We start from the raw sequence: 18662 nt of genomic DNA on the forward strand, positions 1-18662 counted from the left end.
GCCGGTACCGGTGCGGGCAGGCGCCCCGAGGGGTTAGACGACGGCGCGGATCGAGCCGACGACACCGCCGCCGCCCGACACCGTCAGCGGCAGGAGCGCGAGCGTTTCGGAAACCGCCTCGGCGGGAAGGGCGCCCGCGCGCTCGAGCAGGCGCAGGGCCACGGCCCAGCCCGCGCGGTTGGATCCGTCGAGCATCTTCAGGGCGACGGTCGTGCCGTCGGGCGCCGTCATCACCTGGACGCCCTCGGCGCCCATCTTGGAGAAGACGCCGAGGCGTTCGATCACGAGCGTGTCGGGACGACCCGGCCCGTCGATCGTCCAGGGGTGCTCCTTGACGGCGCGCACGAGTGCGCCGGCGCTGCGGTGCAGGGCGAAGGGCGAACGCTCCGACGACGTGGCGATGCGCTGGATCGCCCGCGCGAGACCGACCAGGCTCATCGCGTAGACGGGGGCCCCGCAGCCGTCGATCGCCGTGGTGGTCATGCGTTCGCCGACGAGGCGCTCGAGCACCTCGCGGATGTGCACCTGCAGGGGATGCTGGGGGTCGAGGTAGTCGGCGGTCGACCAGCCGTTGGCCACGCACGTCAGCAGCATCGCGGCGTGCTTGCCCGAGCAGTTCATCCGGAGCGCGGAGGGGGCGCCGTGATCGCGCACGAGCTCGTCGCGCGAGGCGGTGTCGGTGGGCCAGGCGGCGGGGCAGCCCAGGTCGTCTTCGGTGAGTCCGGCCGACTGCAGGATGTCGCGCGCCAGCTCGGCGTGGCGGTCGGTGCCGCAGTGGCTGGCCATGGAGATCGCGAGACGCTCGCCCGCGAGGTCCGCACCCGCGGACAGGCACGCCAGGGCCTGCAGGGGCTTCATGCTCGAACGCGGGAGGAACGCCGCCGTCGTCTCGCCCAGGGTGAGCGTCTCGGTGCCGTCGGGTGCGAGCACGACGGCGACGCCGAAGTGACGGGATTCGACGAAGCCGTTGCGGTCGACGACGGCGAGTTCGACGGAGGCGGGAGGCGTGGTGGGCATCCCTTCATCGTATCCCGCCGGCCCCTTCCCGCCCCGGAGGGGCGGCCGACGCGAGTCGCCAGGATCTGTCGCTCCACGCCGTCCGAAGCGACGATTTCCCGCGACTCGCGCGAGGGGAGGGGGCAGACTGAGGGGATGAACGGAGAGCATCACTACCGCCTGCGCTCGACCTGGACCGGGGACCGGGGAACGGGGACGAGCGGATACCGCGACTACGACCGGTCGGTGACCCTCGAGGTCGACGGCAAGCCCGCGATCGCGGCATCCGCTGACACGCCCTTCCGCGGGGACCGGGCGAAGTGGAATCCCGAGGAGCTGCTGCTGGCCGCTCTCAGCGAGTGCCACCTGCTGTCGTACCTGCACGCCTGCGTCACGACCGGGGTGGTTGTGACCTCGTACGAGGACGACGCGGCGGGCACCATGAAGGAGGACGGCAACAGCGGGGGAGCGTTCACCGAGGTCGTGCTGCACCCGCGGGTGACGGTCGCGGAGGAGTCGATGATCGAAGCCGCCACGGTGGCCCACCGCCAGGCGCGCGAGTGGTGCTTCATCGCGAACTCGGTCAACTTCCCCGTGCGCCACGAGCCGGTCATCACGGTCGGCTGAGCGCACGCGCGGTGACGGCGCGGCAGATTTCGGCGCGGCCGAGCGCGGCACGGTACGGCACAGGACGGCGTCGTACAGTGAGCGCATGCAGCTCGAACCCGCCCTGCGCCGCCTCGACCGGATCGCCGGCGGTCGCCAGGCCGATCACCGTGTCGCGGCATCCGGCGATCCGAAGGTGCGACGCGCCTTCCGCGCGATGGCGCTGCTGCTCGCGGTAGGGTTCGTGCTCGGCGTCGCGACGGTGGTCGTCGCGCTGTGGATGACCGCGAACGGCGACGACGTGGGCTTCGCCGTGTGGATGCGATGCCTCGTGGTGCTGGCGATCACCACGACGCTGTTCTACTTCCTCTGGCGTGCGCACGCCGGGTGGTACTGGGCCTTCCGGCGGCTGCAGCTGTTCAGCCGCATCTTCCCCGTGGTGGCGCTCGTGCTGGCGGCCATCCCGGGGCTGTACCCGTTCTGGATGGTCACCGAGCAGATCCTCTTCGCCCTGCTGCTCATCGGCGTCTCGGACTACCTGCAGTCCGACGCGATGCGCGCGGCATACCCGAAGCCGCAGCGCTGAGGTCTCGGCATCCGGATGCCGGGCGGGCGGCGCGCGGAGGGGGCCGGTCCCCTCCGCGGGCTCAGGGACCTGCGGCCCGCGGGACGGGGCGGGCGGGAACGACGGAACCCCGCCGGCGCAAGGCCGACGGGGTTCCGGTGGTGAAAGGCGGGATCAGCGCACGTCGTCGTCGATCCAGTCCATCGACTTGGTGACGGCCTTCTTCCACAGGCGCAGCTCGCGTTCGCGCTCGCTGTCGTCCATGTTCGGCTCCCAGCGCTTGTCTTCCTGCCAGTTGGCGCGCAGGTCGTCGAGGTTGTCCCAGAAGCCGACGGCCAGGCCCGCGGCGTAGGCGGCGCCGAGGGCGGTGGTCTCCGCGACGACCGGGCGCACGACGGGCACGCCGAGGATGTCGGCCTGGAACTGCATGAGCGCGTCGTTGGCGGTCATGCCGCCGTCGACCTTGAGCTCGGCCAGGTCGACGCCCGAGTCCGCGTTGACGGCGTCCAGCACCTCGCGCGACTGGAAGGCGGTGGCCTCCAGCGCGGCGCGGGCGATGTGGCCGCGGTTCACGTAGCGGGTCATGCCGACGATCGCGCCGCGGGCGTCGGGACGCCAGTACGGGGCGAACAGGCCCGAGAACGCGGGCACGAAGTACACACCGCCGTTGTCGTCGACGCTCGAGGCCAGCGCCTCGACCTCGGGAGCCGAGGAGATAATGCCGAGCTGGTCGCGCAGCCACTGGATCAGCGAGCCGGTGACGGCGATCGAGCCCTCGAGCGCGTAGCGGGCGGGCTGGTCGCCGAGCTTGTATCCGAGGGTGGTGAGCAGGCCGTTCTTGGAGTGGACGATCTCCTCGCCCGTCTGGAAGATGAGGAAGTTACCCGTGCCGTAGGTGTTCTTGCTCTCGCCCGGGTCGAAGGCGGCCTGACCGAAGGTCGCGGCCTGCTGGTCGCCCAGGATGCCGGCGATCGGGGTCTCACGCAGCAGCGACGACGACTCGACGGTGCCGTAGACCTCGGAGGAGGAGCGGATCTCGGGCAGCATCGAGGCGGGCACGCCGAAGTCGGCGAGGATGTCGTCGCGCCACGACAGCGTCTCGAGGTCCATGAACAGGGTGCGGCTGGCGTTGGTGACGTCGGTCGCGTGCACGCCGCCGTCGATGCCGCCGGTCAGGTTCCACAGCACCCAGGTGTCGGTCGTGCCGAAGAGCAGGTCGCCGGCCTCGGCCTTCTCACGGGCTCCGTCGACGTTCTCGAGGATCCAGACGATCTTGGTGCCCGAGAAGTACGTCGCCAGCGGGAGGCCGACGATGCTCTTGTAGCGCTCGGGGTCGCCGTCGGCGAGACGGTCGACGATCGACTGCGTGCGCGTGTCCTGCCACACGATCGCGTTGTACACGGGCTTGCCGGTGTTCTTGTCCCAGACCACCGCGGTCTCGCGCTGGTTGGTGATGCCGACGGCGGCGATGTCGTGGCGGGTGATGTCGGCGCGGCTCAGGGCGAGGCCGATCACCTCCTGGGTGTTGCGCCAGATCTCGAGCGGGTCGTGCTCGACCCATCCCGCGCGCGGGAAGATCTGCTCGTGCTCCTTCTGCCCGACGGAGACGACGCTCCCGGACTTGTCGAAGATCATCGCGCGCGTCGAGGTCGTGCCCTGGTCGATGGCGAGGACGTAGTCGGCCATGGATGGACTCCTTTGTCAGTTTTCGGTGAACGGGTGAAGAGAGGAAGAGGGAGGCGGGGGCGCCGGAGGACGCCCCCGCGACGGCTTTACTTGCCGAGGCTGAGGAGCACGGGGGCGAGCAGGCCCGCGAGCAGACCGCCCACGAGCGGGCCGGCCACCGGAACCCAGGCGTAGCTCCAGTCGCTGGAACCCTTGCCCTTGATGGGGAGGATGGCGTGGGCGATGCGGGGTCCGAGGTCACGGGCCGGGTTGATCGCGTAACCGGTGGGGCCACCGAGCGAGGCGCCGATACCGACCACGAGGAGGGCCACGGGCACGGCCGCGAGACCCCCGATGCCGCCGGGGACGCCGATGTCGGCCACGCCGTAGTCGCTGAAGCCGAAGATCACGAAGACCAGCACGAAGGTCGCGATGACCTCGGTGAGGAAGTTGAAGCCGTAGGAGCGGATCGCCGGGCCGGTCGAGAACACGCCGAGCTTGTTGGCGGGGTCGGGCTCGTCGTCGAAGTGCTGCTTGTACGAGGCCCAGGCGAGCACGGCGCCGATGATGGCACCGACCATCTGCGCGGCGACGGCCACGAGGAACTGGACGAAGGCGATCTTCCCGGCGACGAGGAGGCCGATCGAGACGGCCGGGTTCAGCTGCGCACCGGAGTACGCGGAGACGATGACACCGGCGAAGACCGCCAGGCCCCATCCCCAGTTGACCATCAGGGTGCCGCCCGCGTTGCCCTTGGTCTTGGCCAGGGCCACGTTGGCGACCACGCCGCAGCCCAACAGGATGAGCATCGCGGTTCCGACCACCTCCGAGAGGAAGTACAGACCCAGGTTCACTTCTTGCATGTCGTCATCGACCTTTCTTTTCTCACCCGGACACCTTCGGCTCGGGTGGTGATGCGGCTCGGTGTTCCGAACCTATGCGCGTCGTGCGGGCGCGCGACAGGTGGCGCGCCCGCACGTTCTCTCAGATTCGCGCGACTCCGGCCTGAGCCAGGTCGACCCGGTGCGCGGAGCGCAGGATCTCGGTGGTACGGCTGATCTCGTCGTCGACGCGATCGGCATCCCACCCGAGGGGACCGGCCACGGCCTCGGCGACCTCGCGCAGCGTGCGCTCGGTCATGCCCCCGACGAATGCCAGGTGCGTGCGGCGCAGCAGCACATCGATCAGGTGCACGACCTGCTCGTTCGCCGCGATCCACTCGAGCTCCTCGCGGTAGTACCCGGGCGCGTCCGCGACCGCGGTCGGCTCGGACGGCAGCACGTCGAGGATCGCGTCTGCACGCGTGCCGTAGCGCTCGAGCATGGCATCCACGAGTTCCGCCGAGTGCGCATTCGTGCGTGCGGAGATCCAGCGGCGGCGCTGCTCGGGCGTGGCGGGGAAGCCGGCGCCACCGCCGATCGAGAGGCCCTGGGTGCTCACGCGGTGCGGGCGACGCAGCTTCTGCAGCGTCTTCATGCTGAGGTGCTCGGCGAGGGCGCGGAAGGTGGTCCACTTGCCGCCGACGAGGCTCATGGCGGGGACGCCGGCGATCTCGTCCTCGACGATGCGGTAATCGCGCGAGACGAAGCCGGGAGCGGTGTCGTCGTGGCGGGGGAGCGGACGGATGCCGGAGAACGTGTAGACGATCTGCGAACGGTCGACGCCGACGGTCGGGAAGACGTGTCCGATGAGGTCGAAGAAGTACTCGATCTCGTCGTCGGTGCACACGACGGGCTTCGAGGGATCGGCGTCGATGTCGGTGGTGCCGACCAGGACGCGGTCCTTGAGCGGGTAGATGAGCACGATGCGGCCGTCGGAGTGCTCGAAGAAGATCTCGCGCCCGCCGGTCGCGGCCAGCAGCTCGGGGTTGTCGAGCACGATGTGCGAACCCTTGGTGCCGCCCATGAACCGGGTGGTGAGCCCCATGGCCTGATTGGCGAGGTCGGTCCAGGGGCCGGCGGTGTTGAGGATGACCTTGGCCTTGACGCTGAACTCCTCGCCGGAGACCTCGTCGCGCACACGGACGCCGTTCTCGTCGGCGCCGACGGCCGAGACGTAGTTGACGGCCTGGGTGCGACCGGCGCCCGCCTCGATGCCGTCGCGCAGAACGTCGAGGGCGATGCGCTCGGGGTCGTGCATCGACGCGTCGAAGTACGTGGCCGTGTAGGCGAGGTCGTTGTTGAGCTTCGGAAGCTCGGCGAGCGACTTCTTCTTGCCGAGGAACTTGTGACGCGGCACCGAGCCGCCGTCGCGCGAGAAGGTGTCGTACATGATGAGGCCGACCTTGATCAGCAGCGCACCGCGCTCGTTCGGCTTGCCGCGGCCGTGCGTCACCAGGAGGCGGAACGGGGCGGACAGGATGCCGGAGAACGTCTTGTAGATCGGGATCGTCGTCTCGAGCGGCTTGACGTAGTGGGGGGCCGTCTTGAGCAGGTCGTTGCGCTCGGTGACGGCTTCCTTCACCAGACGGAACTCGCCGTTCTCGAGGTAGCGGATGCCGCCGTGCACCATGTGGCTGGAGGCGGACGACGCGCCCGACACGAAGTCGCCGCGTTCGACGAGGGCGACGCTGACGCCCTGCAGGGCCAGGTCGCGCAGGGTGGCGAGGCCGTTGATGCCTCCGCCGATGATCAGGACGTCGAGGTCTTCGGCGTCACGGAGCGCCTGGACGTCGGCGCGGAGCGAAGTGGGGGACGACATGTCGACTGCGACCTTTCGTTGTTGGTACGACGAACAGGATGCGCCCGTCTGCACGTTGTTGCAAGCCCCTTGAACAAACGTGCAGAATGGTGCTCATGAAGGTGCCAAGACGGTGACGACACAGGCGGAGGAGCGCTCCCGCGACGCCCTGCGCGCGGCGCAGCTCTACTACATGCAGGACCTCACGATGGATGCCATCGCGCACGAGATGCGCGTCTCGCGCTCATCGGTCTCACGGCTGCTGCAGCACGCCCGCGACGTCGGGCTCGTCACCATCTCGATCAGTCCGCCCGACGACGCGCGCGGTCAGATGGCCCAGCGCATCGCGGACCGGTTCGGCATCACGGCCCACATCGTGCCCACTCCCGCCCGCACCTCGGAGGCGGAGCGTCTGGAGCGGACCGCTCTGACCGCGGCGAGGATCCTCGCCGAGCGCGTCGAGTCGTCGATGACGGTCGGCGTGGCGTGGGGGTCGACGCTGTCGGCCATGGCGCGCCACGTGCCGCAGAAGGACGTGCACGACACCCACATCGTGCAGATGAACGGCGCCGCGAACGTGCGCACCTCCGGCATCCCGTACGCGGGGGAGATCCTGTCGAAGTTCGGCGCGGCGTGGTCGTCGTCGGTGCACCAATTCCCGGTGCCGGCGCTGTTCGACGATCCGCGCACGAAGCAGGCCATGTGGCGCGAGCGCTCCGTGCGCTCGGTGCTGGAGATCCAGCAGCGCGTGGGCCTGTTCGTCTTCGGCCTCGGCTCGCCGCACGCCGACGTGCCCTCGCATGTCTACAGCGGCGACTACTTCGACGAGCGCGACCGCGCCGTCATCGAGCGCGAGGGAGTGGTGGGCGACTGCGCGACGGTGTTCTATCGTGCCGACGGCTCGAGCGACATCCCCGAGCTCAACGCCCGCTCCAGCGGGCCCGACCTCGACACCGTCCGTCGCATCCCGCGTCGGTTCTGCGTCGTGTCGAGCCTGTCGAAGCTCGACGGTCTGCGCGGTGCGTTGGCTGCCGGCCTGGTGACGGAGCTCGTCGTCGAGGAGTCGCTGGCGCGACGCCTGCTCAGCGTCACGCGCTGATCCCGGTGTCCGCGCGAGGCGGACGGACCCTCAGTGCTCGCCGAAGCCGTCGTCGATGAGCGTGCGCAGCTCGTCGAGTGCTTGCGCGGCCTGCGGTCCCGTCGCGCTGACGCGCACCCGGGACCCCCGGCGCACGCCCAGCGCCATGAGAGCGAGAAGGCTGCGCCCCGACACCTCGTCGCTGCCGGCGTCGAGGTCGACGATGCGCACGTCGGCGTCGTAGCGCGACGCGGCCTTGACGAACGTCGCGGCCGGACGGGCGTGCAGCCCCGAGGGATTGACGACCACGGTCTCGAAGGCCTGCGCGGCGGGCTCGTCGTCCGGAGCGGATGCCGGGCGCGCGGGCTGTTGCGCGCCGTCGGCCGTCGAGCCGAGTTGGCGTCTCTTCGCCTCGCCGGCTCCCGCCACCTCCGCGGCGACCTCGTCGAGACCGGCACCGCCGGCGGCCGTCACCACCGCGGCGACGAGCCCCTCCACGAACGGCGCGGGGCTCAGTCGGACGTGCTCGGGGACGGCGGCGAACTCCAGAGCGGTCTCGGCGCTGAGGATCGCCGAGCCGAGGTCCATGAGCACGAGCACGCCGTCGCCGGAATCCGCCTCGTCCATCGCGGCGGCGATCGCCACGGCATCCGTTCCGAGGTCGTCGTCGGGACCGCCCGCCGCCACGCGCACGACGGGCGGCTCGGCCCCGCCCATCTGCAGGGCGAGTTCCATCGCCGCCTCCGCCAGGGCGCGGCTGTGCGAGACCGCGACGATGCCGATCACTCGGCGGCCGCCAGGGCGTCGCGCAGCGCCTCGAGGAGCAGCGTCGCGGAAGCCGCGCCCGGGTCGAGGTGCCCGGCGCTGCGCTCGCCGAGGTAGCTCGCACGCCCCTTCCGCGCGACGAGCGGCTCGGTCGCATCGCGGCCGCGCGCGGCGGCCTCGGCGGCGGCGCCGGCAGCGGCGGCGGGCGACGCGCCGTCCCGCGCCGCGGAGTCCCAGGCCTCCAGGGCGGGGGAGAGGGCATCGATCATCGTCTTGTCGCCGACCTCGGCCTTGCCGCGGGCGATGACGCCCTCGACGCCGGCCCGGAGCGCCGCGCCGAGGGCGGCGGCATCCACCGGATCGGCCTCGGCGAGGGCGGGCCCCATGCGTAGGAAGAGGGTGCCGTAGAGCGGGCCACTGGCCCCGCCGACCGTGGAGACGAGGGTCATTCCCACCGTCTTGAACAGCTCGGTCGGGCTCGCCGGCGCCACATCGAGCTTCGCGATCACCGCGTCGAGCCCGCGGGCCATGTTCGAGCCGTGGTCGGCGTCGCCGATCTCGGAGTCGAGGCGGGTCAGCTCGTCCTTCTGCTGGTGCACGGCGTCGCGGAACGCGCGGATCCACGCGACGAGGTCGCTGGTCGTCACGGCGGCGCTCATGCGCCCCACCGCAGTCCCGGGGTCACGACGGGGGCATCCCACAGGCGCAGCATCTCGTCGTCCGCCTCGACGACCGTGAGCGAGGCGCCGGCCATGTCGAGGCTCGTGATGTAGTCGCCGATGAGCACGCGCTGCACGTCGACGCCGGCGTCGGCCAGGAGCGGCGCGATCTCGCCGTACAGCAGGTACTGCTCGATCAGGGGTGTGCCGCCCAGTCCCGACAGCAGCACGATCGCCGGTCCCACCGCGTCGCCGAAGTCGTGCACGATCGGGTCGACCATGAGCTTCGCGATCTCGCGAGCGGATGCCAGTTTCACGCGGGAGCGACCGGGCTCGCCGTGGATGCCGACGCCGACCTCCATCTCGTCGTCGGGGAGCTCGAAGGTGGGGCGACCGGCCGCGGGCACGGTGCAGCTGGTCAACGCGACGCCCATCGAGCGTCCGGCCTCCGACACCCGGCGCGCCAGGGCAGCGACGGCTGCGAGGTCGGCGCCCTCCTCGGCCAGGGCTCCCACGATCTTCTCCAGGATGACGGTGGTGCCCGTCCCGCGGCGACCGGCGGTCCAGGTGGAATCGGTGACCGCGACGTCGTCGGCGACCACCACGGACTCCACCTGCACGCCCTCGGCGGCGGCGAGCTCGGCGGCCATCTCGAAGTTGAGCACGTCACCCGTGTAGTTCTTCACGATGTGCAGGACTCCGGCGCCGGAGTCGGCGGCCTGCGTGGCGGCGAGCACCTGGTCGGGGGTGGGGGAGGTGAACACCTCGCCCGCGGCGGCCGCGTCGAGCATGCCGCGGCCGACGAATCCGCCGTGCATCGGCTCGTGTCCAGAGCCTCCCCCGGAGACGAGGGCCACCTTGCCCGCGCGCGTCGGTTCCGCGCGCAGGATGACGCGGTTCTCGGCATCCACGCGAAGATCGGGGTGGGCCGCCTGGATCCCGCGCAGGGCCTCGGCCAGCACGTCGGCCGGGTCGTTGACGAACTTCTTCACGATGCCTCCTCGTTGTGGCGTCGACGGTTCGGGCCGTCGGTTCGACCCTGGTCGTCGCGCGGCGCCGCGTCAAGGGCGAGGAGGAGCGCGTCAGAGCCGCTCGTGCGGCAGGACCTGCTTGATGCGTTCGATCGGGTTCTGCGCGGGCGCCTCGTTGTAGGCGTTCGCCAGCTCCTGGCCGCTCAGGGCGTGGATGGCGGCCATGATCTCGTCGGTGGCACCGCGGCGCGCGCGACCCGAGCCGGCGGGACCGTGCGGGGAGAGATCGAGGGGCTCGCCGAAGCGCACCGTGATGCGCTCGCTCGTGCTGGGGAACTTCGCGCCGACCGGCATGGCCTTGTCGGTGCCGATCAGCCCCACCGGCACGACGGGGGCGCCGGTCTGCAGCGCGAGGAACGCCACGCCCGTGCGGCCCTTGTAGAGCCGGCCGTCGAGAGAGCGCGTGCCCTCGGGGTAGAGCGCGACGGCACGACCGTCCTCGAGGAGCACACGCTGCTGGTCGAGGGCGTCGAGGGCCTTCTGCCCCGCCCCGCGTTCCACGGGGATCGCGCCGATGGCGGTGAAGAACTGCCGTGAGGCCCACTTCTCGAAGTACGCCGACTTCGCCATGAAGTGCACGGGCCGGGGAGCGGCGACCGGGATGGCGATCGAGTCGATGAACGACAGGTGGTTGCTCGCGAAGATCACCGGACCCGTGCGGGGGACGTTCTCGCGCCCCTCGACGTGCGGCCGGTAGACGGCGCGGGCGAGGGGGGCGATGAGGAAGCGCCCGAGTCCGTAGGCCGCACCCATCTGCTGCGGCGGAGCGGCGGCGGGGGTCTCGGCGGGCAGGTCGGAACTCACTCGTCGAGGCTACTAGCCGCCGCATGCCGGGGCGTGCATGGGGCGGGACGCACGGCATCCGGAAGGCTCTCCCAGCCGCGCCAAAGCCGGATGCGCGAGGATGAGGGCTTCCCGTCTTCCTCCGAGAGGTCTCCCGTGCGCTTCCGCCCGATCGCTTCCCTGTCCGTCGCCGCCGTCGCGGCGCTGCTGCTGGCCGGGTGCTCCGGCTCGTCCACCGACGCGCAGACGCCGGATGCCACGGCGACCCCGGATGCGGGAGCGTGCACGACTCCGTTCACCGGCGACGTCCCCGAGGGCCTCGAGGTGTCCGGCGACTTCCAGGGTCCCGTGACCGTCACGCGTCCCGACGGCTTCGCCCCCGGCGACATCCAGCGCTCCACCCTCATCGACGGCAGCGGCGAGGAGATCCAGGCCGGTGACATCGTCAAGGCGAACTACACGGTGCTCGACGCCGGCACGGGCGAGGTCGTCCTGGACTCGCTGTCGTCCGACCCGTCCGGCATGGACATGATCGTGAACTCGCAGCAGATCTTCGGCGCCGCCGTGTCGTGCGTCCCGGTCGGCTCGCGCACCGTCTCGACCTTCCCCGCCGGCATCCTCGGAGAGGGCTCGCCCGCGTACGTGCTCGTGGCCGACGCGATCGCGGAGCTTCCCACCCGCGCCGACGGCGCCGAGGTCGCCCCGGTCGACGGCATGCCCACCGTGACCTTCGCCGACAACGGCGCGCCCACGATCACCGTGCCGACCACCGCCGCCCCCACCGAGACGCGGGTGGAGAACCTGCGCCAGGGCTCCGGAGACGTCGTCAACCCGGGCGACACCGTCATCGTGCAGTACACCGGCGTCCTCTACGACGGCGGCACCGTCTTTGACTCGAGCTGGGACAAGGGAGCGCCGACGCAGTTCGCGACCACCGCGGTCGTCCCCGGCTTCAAGAAGGCCCTCGAGGGGCAGACGGTCGGATCGCAGGTCGTCGCGGTCATCCCGCCCGCCGACGGCTACGGCGACCAGGAGCAGGGCTCGATCCCCGCGAACTCGACGCTCGTGTTCGTCGCCGACATCCTCGGCGTCCAGCACGCCCCCGCCGCGCAGTGAGCCCGGCCGGCGTCGCGCCCGCACGAATGCGTGCGCCGCGCGACGCCCGGGGGCCGACGGCTCAGTAGGCTGACGTGATGCGCCGCGTCCTCATCCTCGGTTCCACCGGCTCGATCGGCACGCAGGCGCTCGACGTCATCCGCGCCAACGCCGACCGTTTCGAGGTCGTCGGCCTCGCGGCGGGTACCGACCGTGCCGGCGTCGAAGCGCAGGCGGAGACGTTCGACGTCGAGCACATCGCCCTCGGCGCGGTCGAAGCCGAACAACTCGTCCGCGACGTCGACGCCGACGTCGTGCTCAACGGCATCACCGGATCGGTGGGTCTCGGGCCGACCCTCGCGGCCTTGGAAGAGGGTCGCACCCTCGCGCTGGCGAACAAGGAGTCGCTGATCGTCGGTGGCGAACTCGTCACCGCGCTCGCCGCCCCCGGGCAGATCGTCCCCGTCGACTCGGAGCACTCGGCCATCGCCCAGGCTCTGCGCGCGGGGGCACCGAACGAGGTGCGCCGGCTCGTGCTCACGGCATCCGGGGGGCCGTTCCGGGGCCGCTCGCGCGACGAGCTCGGCGCCGTCACCCCGGCTGAGGCGCTCGCCCACCCCACGTGGGACATGGGCCGGGTGGTGACGACGAACTCCGCGACGCTGGTCAACAAGGGCCTCGAGGTGATCGAGGCGCACCTGCTCTTCGACGTCGCCTACGACCGCATCGCGGTGACCGTTCACCCGCAGTCGATCGTGCACTCGATGGTGGAATTCGTCGACGGCTCCACGATCGCCCAGGCCTCGCCGCCCGACATGCGCCTGCCGATCTCCCTCGGTCTCGACTGGCCGCACCGCGTCGGCGGGGTCGGGGCGCCGCTGGATTGGACCACGGCGTCGCAGTGGACGTTCGAGCCGCTCGACGAGGAAGCCTTCGGCTCGGTCGCGCTGGCCAAGCGCGTGGGGCGGGCGGGGGCGACGTTCCCGGCGGTGTTCAATGCCGCGAACGAGCAGGCGGTCGACGCCTTCCACGAGGGGCGGCTGAGCTTCCTGGGCATCGTCGACCTCATCGAGCGCGTCGTCGATCGGCACGAGCCCCCGGCGGCCCTCACACGTGAGAGCCTCGCCGAGGCGGAGTCCTGGGCGCGGCGGACGGCCGACGAGATCATCGCGGCGCAGTGACGCCGGTCGGCGGACGGCCCGGTGTGGCGGCACGTCGGGCCGCGGGGGGTCGCTGAGCCGCGCTCGACGACCAGTGCCCGACGCGGGGGTCCCTGAGCCTGTCGAAGGGCCGGGCGTGCGCGGGTGCCGGTGGCTTCGATGGGCTCGGCCACCTCGCCGGGGAGCTCGTGCGGACGAACGGGCGGCGACGCCCGATCAGGCCGGGAAGTCGACCGGACGCTCGGGGTCGGACGACGGCGTACGGTCGGCCGGGTAGGGCACGGGCCACTGCGGGTCGGGCACGGCCCAACCGGCTGCGCGCAGCGCGCGCCGTGACAGCTCGCGTGCCGAGTAGGGCGTGCGCACACCGCGGATGTCGCGGTAATCCTGGTGTCCGGGACCGGCCCACAGGATCGCATCGCCCTCCCCGGCGAGCTTCACGGCCTCCAGGATCGCCCGCTCCGGAGGGGTGAACTCGTGGATCTCGGCGTCGGGCCGCGCGCGCCGAGCGCCCTCGACGAGCACCGCGCGGATGGCATCCGGGTTCTCGTGACGCGGGTGGTGATCGGTGACGACGAGGATGTCGCTGCCCTCGACGGCCGTGCGTCCCATGTCATGACGCTTGGTCGCGTCGCGGTCGCCGTCGGCGCCGAACAGCATGACGACCTTGCCGGGAGTGACGCGCCGGACCGCGGCGAGCGTCTTCTCGAACGCGTCGGGGGAGTGACCGAAGTCGACGTAGACGGCGGGGCCCTCGGCGCCCGACACCAGCTGCGTGCGGCCGGGGAGGGACGCGTCGATGCGCTCGCCGTCGAGGGTGCTGAACAGGTGCTCCCACGTGTAGCCGGTCTCGAGCAGCATGACGATCGCAAGTCCCGCGTTCGCGGCCATGTGCCGGCCGATCACGGGCACGACCGTGGTGAGCGAGCGCCCCTTACCGTCCGACAGCGTGAACTCGGTGCCCTCCTGGCGCTCGTCGACGATGTCGACTGTCCAGTCGGCGGATGCCGCGGCCGCAGCGTCGTGGGCGATCGCCGGCGTCGCGATGGTCACGACCGGGATCTCGGCGCGCGCGGCGATCTCGGCGCCTGCGGGCGAGTCGAGGCACACCACGCCGCGGCGCGCACGGTCGGGGCGGAACAGCGGCAGCTTGGCCTCGAAGTACTCGCGCATGTCGGCGTAGTCGTCGAGGTGGTCGTGCGTGAGATTGGTGAACCCGGCGACGTCGAACACGAGACCGTCGACGCGGTGACGCGTGAGGGCCTGGGCGCTGACCTCGACCGCGACCGCCTCCACACCGCGCTCGCGCATCAGGGCGAGGAGGGCGTGGAATTCCGAGGCCTCGGGCGTGGTGAGGCGCGAGACGATCACGTCTCCCGCGATGTGCCGCTCGGCGGTCGACGACAGCCCGGTTACCACGCCGAGCTGGCCGAGGATGCCCTCGAGCAGGTGCGACACGCTCGTCTTGCCGTTGGTGCCGGTGGTCGCGAGCAGGCGGGGGAGGTCGTCGTCGGGGCCGGTGCCGTACACCCACGCGGAGAGATCGCCCAGCAGGGCGCGGGGGTCGTCGACCACGACGATCGGCAGTCCCGCGGGGGCGGCGATGTCGGCGCCCGCGTCGTCGGTGATGACCGCGACCGCACCGCGGTCGGCCGCGGTGGCCGCGAACTCGGCGCCGTGCCGGTTCACTCCGCGGATCGCGACGAACGCCTCACCCGCGCGCAGATCGGCGGTGGCCAGCGTGATGCCGGTCAGCACGGTTCCGTCGACGGCGCCGACCGTGCGCACGCCCCACCGGCGGGCCAGTTCCGCGAGGTCGCGACGGGGCGGACGCTCGGGTCGGAGGACGGGGGGCAGGTTCGAGGGGGCGTCGCTGGGCATCGGATCCATTGTCGCATCCGGGGCCGCACAGACACCGCATCGCGGCCGCACGGGCCGTTCAAAGGCTCTCGGCGGTATCGTCACGAAGGTGACCGCGATCGCCTTCCTCATCGGCGTGCTCGTGCTCGTGATCGGCCTCGCGATCTCGATCGCGCTGCACGAGATCGGGCACCTGCTGCCCGCCAAGCTGTTCGGCGTGCGCGTCGGGCAGTACATGATCGGCTTCGGGCCGACCCTCTGGTCCAAGCGGATCGGCGAGACGGAGTACGGCTTCAAGCTCCTCCCGCTCGGCGGATTCATCTCCATGGCGGGCATGTACCCGCCCGCGCCCGACGACGCCGAACCCGGCACCAAGCGCTCTCGGTTCTTCGCCACGATGGTGCAGGACGCCCGCGACGCCAACGCCGAGACGCTCATCGCCGCCGACGACCGCGTCTTCTACAAGCTGCCCGTCCACAAGCGCATCATCGTCATGCTCGGCGGCCCGATCATGAACCTCCTTCTCGCGTTCGTGCTGTCGGCCGTCGCGGTGAGCGGCATCGGCATCGCGCAGGGCACGACGACCGTCGCCTCGGTGTCGCAGTGCGTCATCCCGGCGACCGCCGATCGCTCGGCCTGCGAGGCGGGTGATCCCGTCGCCCCCGCGGCCGCCGCCGGTCTGCTCCCGGGCGACACCATCGTCTCGATCGACGGCACCGCGGTGTCGACCTTCGACGAGGCCGCCGCCATCATCCAGCGCTCGCCGGGACAGGCCCTGCCCGTGGTCGTCGAACGCGACGGCGCCGAGCAGACCCTCACGATCACCCCGGTGCAGACCGACCGCGCGATCACGGGCGCCGATGGACGCCCCGTGCTCGACGACGCCGGTCAGCCCGAGTTCCAGAGCGTCGGTTTCGCCGGGCTCAGCCCGCAGTCGGCGCTCGTCCCGCAGCCGATCTGGGCCGGGCCCGAGGCGACCATCCAGCAGGTGGGTGCGGTCGCGCAGATCATGACGCAGCTGCCGGTCCGCGTATACGACACAGCGGTCGACCTCGTCACCGGTCAGCCGCGCGACCCGAACGGCCCCTTGAGCGTCGTCGGGGCCGGACGCCTCGCGGGGGAGTACGCCGCGATCGATGCGCCCATCGCCGCCCGCGTGCAGTCGATCATCGGCCTGCTCGCTGCGCTGAACATCGCCCTCTTCGTCTTCAACCTCATCCCGCTGCTGCCTCTGGACGGCGGGCACGTCGTCGTCGCCCTGTGGGACGGCCTCAAGCGCTGGATAGCGCGCCGGCGCGGCAGGGTCGCCCGCCCGGCGGATGCCACGAAGCTCGTGCCCGTGACCTTCGTCGTCGTCGTGCTGCTGGTGGGAATGGGCGGCGTGCTGTTCCTCGCCGACGTCTTCAACCCGGTGCAGCTGCTGTAGCGCGAAGCTACGGCGACGCCGGCTTCGACGAGCTCAGCCACCTGCTGGGAAGGACCCTGGGACTGCCGAAGGGTCCGCGGGGTCGGCGCGGGCGCGGTGGTGGCTTCGACGGGCTCATCCGCCTCCGCGGGGGAGGACCCTGAGCTTGGCGACGGGTCCGGGCGTTTCGACCGCGTCGCGACCTCCACCGGCCCGGCCGCACGGGGCTCGCCGCGGGTCGGCCTCAGAGCGCGTGGGCGATGAGCCGCTCGAGCGTGCGCATGCCGTCGCGCGACAGGATCGACTCCAGGTGCCCCTGCACGCTCGCGAAGCCGGGACCGCGCAGCGCGTACACGTCTCCGGTCTCGGCATCCGCAGCGATCTCGGCCACGACCTCGGTCGTATTCGATCCGCGGCCGACGCTGAGTCCCCGACGCGTGTCGCCCGGTGCGACGCGCGCGGTGAAGGTGTTGTAGAAGCCGATCGACGCCGGCTCGCCGAACACGTCGACACTCTTCTGCAGCCCCTGGTGGGGTTGGGCGAGTGGGGCGAGGTCGATGCCGAGCTGGTCGGCGAGGATCTGGTGGCTCAGGCACACGGCGAGCAGCGGGGCGCCTCGCGACAGTCGGCGCGACACCACGTCGCGCATGGCGGCGATGCGCGCGCTGTCGTCATCGCGCGGGTCGCCGGGCCCCGGTCCCGACACCACGAGGTCGGCGGCGTCGACGTCGGCCTCGACGGCATCCGCCCAGTGCACGATGCGGGTGTCGAGCCCGAGGTGGCGCAGCTGGTGGGCGAGCATCGTGGTGAAGCGGTCCTCGGCATCCACGACCAGGGCCGTGCGACCGGCGAACGGGCCCGATCCGTCGGGATCCTGCGGGTTCATCCAGAACGGCGCGAGACGGTCGTTGCGGGATGCCAGGAGCTCGGCGATCGCGGGATCCTCGGCGAGCGGCCGGCGCTCGGCCACCGGGGCGTCGGGATCGGCCTCGGCGGGGGCGGCGGGGACGTCGCGGGGGATCGCCCCGATCGCGCCGAGCACGCCCGCGGCCTTGCCGTGCGTCTCGCCGACCTCGCCGTACGGGTCGGAGTGGCGCACGAGCGTCGCTCCCACGGGCACGCGCAGGCGGCCGTCGACGAGATAGGCCGTGCGAATGAGGATCGGCGCGTCGAGGTCGTGGGTCGGACCCTCGGCGTTGCCGTTGGGCGTGAACAGCGCCGCGACGCCGGAGTAGTACCCGCGCGGGGTCGTCTCGTGGCGCGCGATCACGGTGCAGGCGTTCTGCATGGGGGAGCCGGTGACCGTGGGGGCGAACATCGTCTCGCGCAGGATGTCGCGCGGGTCGAGGTCGCTCCGGCCGCGCAGCATGTACTCGGTGTGCGTGAGACGCGACATCTCCTTCAGGTGGGGCCCGGTGATGCGGCCGCCGTCGCTGCACACGGCGCTCATCATCTTCAGCTCCTCGTCGACGACCATGAAGAGCTCCTCGGTCTCCTTGGTCGAGCGCAGGAACTCCGCGAGCGTGTCCGCGGTGGCACCTCCGGCGGGGTGGCGGAACGTGCCCGAGATGGGGTTCATCGTGACGATGCCGTCCTGGGCGCTCACGTGCGCCTCCGGGCTCGCTCCGACCGCGATGTGCCCCTCGGTGACCACCGCGAAGGTCCAGTACGCGCCCTTCTCGTGCTCCAGCAGCGCGCGGAACCAGGTCAGTGCGGCGGTGCGCGGATCGGCATCGACGCCCGCGACGAAGTCACGCCTGATGACGAAGTTCGCCCCCTCGCCGCGGCCGATCTCCTCGGCGATCACCCGGCGCACGATGTCGGCGTACTCCTCGTCGGCGATGTCGAATCCGGCATCCGCCAGTTCCACGGGAGCGGAGGGGAGGGATGCCATGACCCCGGCGCGGGGGAGCGCGACGCGCTCGCCGATGACGAGGCAGCGCAGGGGAGCGCCGTCGTCGTGGCAGACGAACCCGCGCTCGCGCACCTGACGGAACGGCACGAGGGCCAGGACCTCGCGGGCGACGCCCTCGGCATCCGTCAGGGGGATGTCGGCGAGGAGGTCCACGTCGACGACATCGCCCGTGAGCACCTCGACGGTGGCGTCGTCACCGGCGGCGGGGCCGCGCGCGATGAGCGCGAACGGCGCCGAGCCGGCGAGGAGGTCGTGGATCAGAGAGGAGGGGTCGGGCCCGGTCATCGAAGTACTTCCGTCTGTGAGCGAGGGTCCTACGCGGCCGCCGAAACACGAAGACCGCCCGGATCCCGAGGGAGGGCGGTCTGTCGCACGCGTGCTCACCGCCTAGACGGTGGGC

General features: G+C 71.5%; 16 protein-coding genes. 6 read left to right on the top strand and 10 right to left on the bottom strand.

What is annotated here, in order from left to right; translation table 11 throughout:
* Positions 1–33 precede the first annotated feature (33 nt).
* A complete protein-coding gene (locus B0B15_RS07350) occupies positions 34–1017 on the bottom strand; it encodes an asparaginase (protein ID WP_076674623.1) in 984 nt (327 codons plus the stop codon).
* Positions 1018–1152: 135 nt separating this feature from the next.
* Here B0B15_RS07350 and B0B15_RS07355 point away from each other — a divergent pair, with 135 nt between their 5' ends.
* Together B0B15_RS07355 and B0B15_RS07360 are read left to right on the top strand one after the other, a co-directional pair.
* On the top strand, positions 1153–1623 hold the full coding sequence (locus B0B15_RS07355; protein WP_076674625.1) for an OsmC family protein: 471 nt from the start codon (positions 1153–1155) through the stop codon (positions 1621–1623).
* Between the two features lie 85 nt (positions 1624–1708).
* Positions 1709–2188, top strand: a complete 480-nt coding sequence (locus B0B15_RS07360; RefSeq protein ID WP_076674626.1) for a hypothetical protein — start codon at positions 1709–1711, stop codon at positions 2186–2188.
* A gap of 153 nt (positions 2189–2341) precedes the next feature.
* Here the strand turns inward: B0B15_RS07360 and glpK are convergent, their stop codons facing one another.
* The 3 genes from glpK to B0B15_RS07375 all read right to left on the bottom strand — a co-directional run bounded on the left by glpK (position 2342) and on the right by B0B15_RS07375 (position 6532).
* Entirely contained in the window at positions 2342–3853 is a 1512-nt protein-coding gene (glpK, locus tag B0B15_RS07365) for a glycerol kinase GlpK (protein WP_076674628.1), read from the bottom strand.
* An 86-nt stretch (positions 3854–3939) separates the two neighbouring features.
* Positions 3940–4695, bottom strand: a complete 756-nt coding sequence (locus tag B0B15_RS07370) for an MIP/aquaporin family protein (protein ID WP_076674629.1) — start codon at positions 4693–4695, stop codon at positions 3940–3942.
* 121 nt (positions 4696–4816) lie between these two features.
* Positions 4817–6532, bottom strand: a complete 1716-nt coding sequence (locus tag B0B15_RS07375) for a glycerol-3-phosphate dehydrogenase/oxidase (RefSeq protein ID WP_076674631.1) — start codon at positions 6530–6532, stop codon at positions 4817–4819.
* A 112-nt stretch (positions 6533–6644) separates the two neighbouring features.
* Between B0B15_RS07375 and B0B15_RS07380 the strand changes: the two genes are divergently transcribed.
* On the top strand, positions 6645–7610 hold the full coding sequence (locus tag B0B15_RS07380) for a sugar-binding transcriptional regulator (protein WP_076674632.1): 966 nt from the start codon (positions 6645–6647) through the stop codon (positions 7608–7610).
* Between the two features lie 30 nt (positions 7611–7640).
* Here the strand turns inward: B0B15_RS07380 and dhaM are convergent, their stop codons facing one another.
* From dhaM to B0B15_RS07400, 4 genes are all read right to left on the bottom strand, one after another.
* Positions 7641–8375, bottom strand: coding sequence for a dihydroxyacetone kinase phosphoryl donor subunit DhaM (dhaM, locus tag B0B15_RS07385; RefSeq protein WP_076674634.1), 735 nt, complete (start codon positions 8373–8375; stop codon positions 7641–7643).
* Entirely contained in the window at positions 8372–9013 is a 642-nt protein-coding gene (gene dhaL / locus B0B15_RS07390; protein WP_076675273.1) for a dihydroxyacetone kinase subunit DhaL, read from the bottom strand. The genes dhaM and dhaL overlap by 4 nt, the downstream gene beginning before the upstream one ends.
* A complete protein-coding gene (gene dhaK / locus B0B15_RS07395) occupies positions 9010–10005 on the bottom strand; it encodes a dihydroxyacetone kinase subunit DhaK (RefSeq protein WP_076674635.1) in 996 nt (331 codons plus the stop codon). The genes dhaL and dhaK overlap by 4 nt, the downstream gene beginning before the upstream one ends.
* Positions 10006–10095: 90 nt before the next feature.
* On the bottom strand, positions 10096–10797 hold the full coding sequence (locus tag B0B15_RS07400) for a lysophospholipid acyltransferase family protein (protein WP_256334258.1): 702 nt from the start codon (positions 10795–10797) through the stop codon (positions 10096–10098).
* Between the two features lie 186 nt (positions 10798–10983).
* Here B0B15_RS07400 and B0B15_RS07405 point away from each other — a divergent pair, with 186 nt between their 5' ends.
* Together B0B15_RS07405 and dxr are read left to right on the top strand one after the other, a co-directional pair.
* Positions 10984–11943, top strand: coding sequence for an FKBP-type peptidyl-prolyl cis-trans isomerase (locus B0B15_RS07405; RefSeq protein ID WP_076674639.1), 960 nt, complete (start codon positions 10984–10986; stop codon positions 11941–11943).
* Positions 11944–12020: 77 nt separating this feature from the next.
* Positions 12021–13103 (top strand): 1-deoxy-D-xylulose-5-phosphate reductoisomerase, encoded by a 1083-nt coding sequence (dxr, locus tag B0B15_RS07410; protein WP_076674640.1) that lies wholly within the window; start codon positions 12021–12023, stop codon positions 13101–13103.
* A gap of 195 nt (positions 13104–13298) precedes the next feature.
* On the opposite strand, the gene B0B15_RS07415 is transcribed toward dxr, so the two are convergent.
* Entirely contained in the window at positions 13299–14963 is a 1665-nt protein-coding gene (locus B0B15_RS07415; protein ID WP_076675275.1) for a Mur ligase family protein, read from the bottom strand.
* An 88-nt stretch (positions 14964–15051) separates the two neighbouring features.
* Here B0B15_RS07415 and B0B15_RS07420 point away from each other — a divergent pair, with 88 nt between their 5' ends.
* Entirely contained in the window at positions 15052–16368 is a 1317-nt protein-coding gene (locus B0B15_RS07420; RefSeq protein WP_076674642.1) for a M50 family metallopeptidase, read from the top strand.
* A gap of 223 nt (positions 16369–16591) precedes the next feature.
* Here B0B15_RS07420 and B0B15_RS07425 read toward each other — a convergent pair whose 3' ends face one another.
* Positions 16592–18547, bottom strand: a complete 1956-nt coding sequence (locus B0B15_RS07425; RefSeq protein ID WP_076674643.1) for a chorismate-binding protein — start codon at positions 18545–18547, stop codon at positions 16592–16594.
* Positions 18548–18662 lie beyond the last annotated feature (115 nt).

Origin of the sequence: Microbacterium sp. RU1D (genome assembly GCF_900156435.1) — a bacterium.
In the GTDB taxonomy this organism is placed as follows: Bacteria; Actinomycetota; Actinomycetes; order Actinomycetales; family Microbacteriaceae; genus Microbacterium.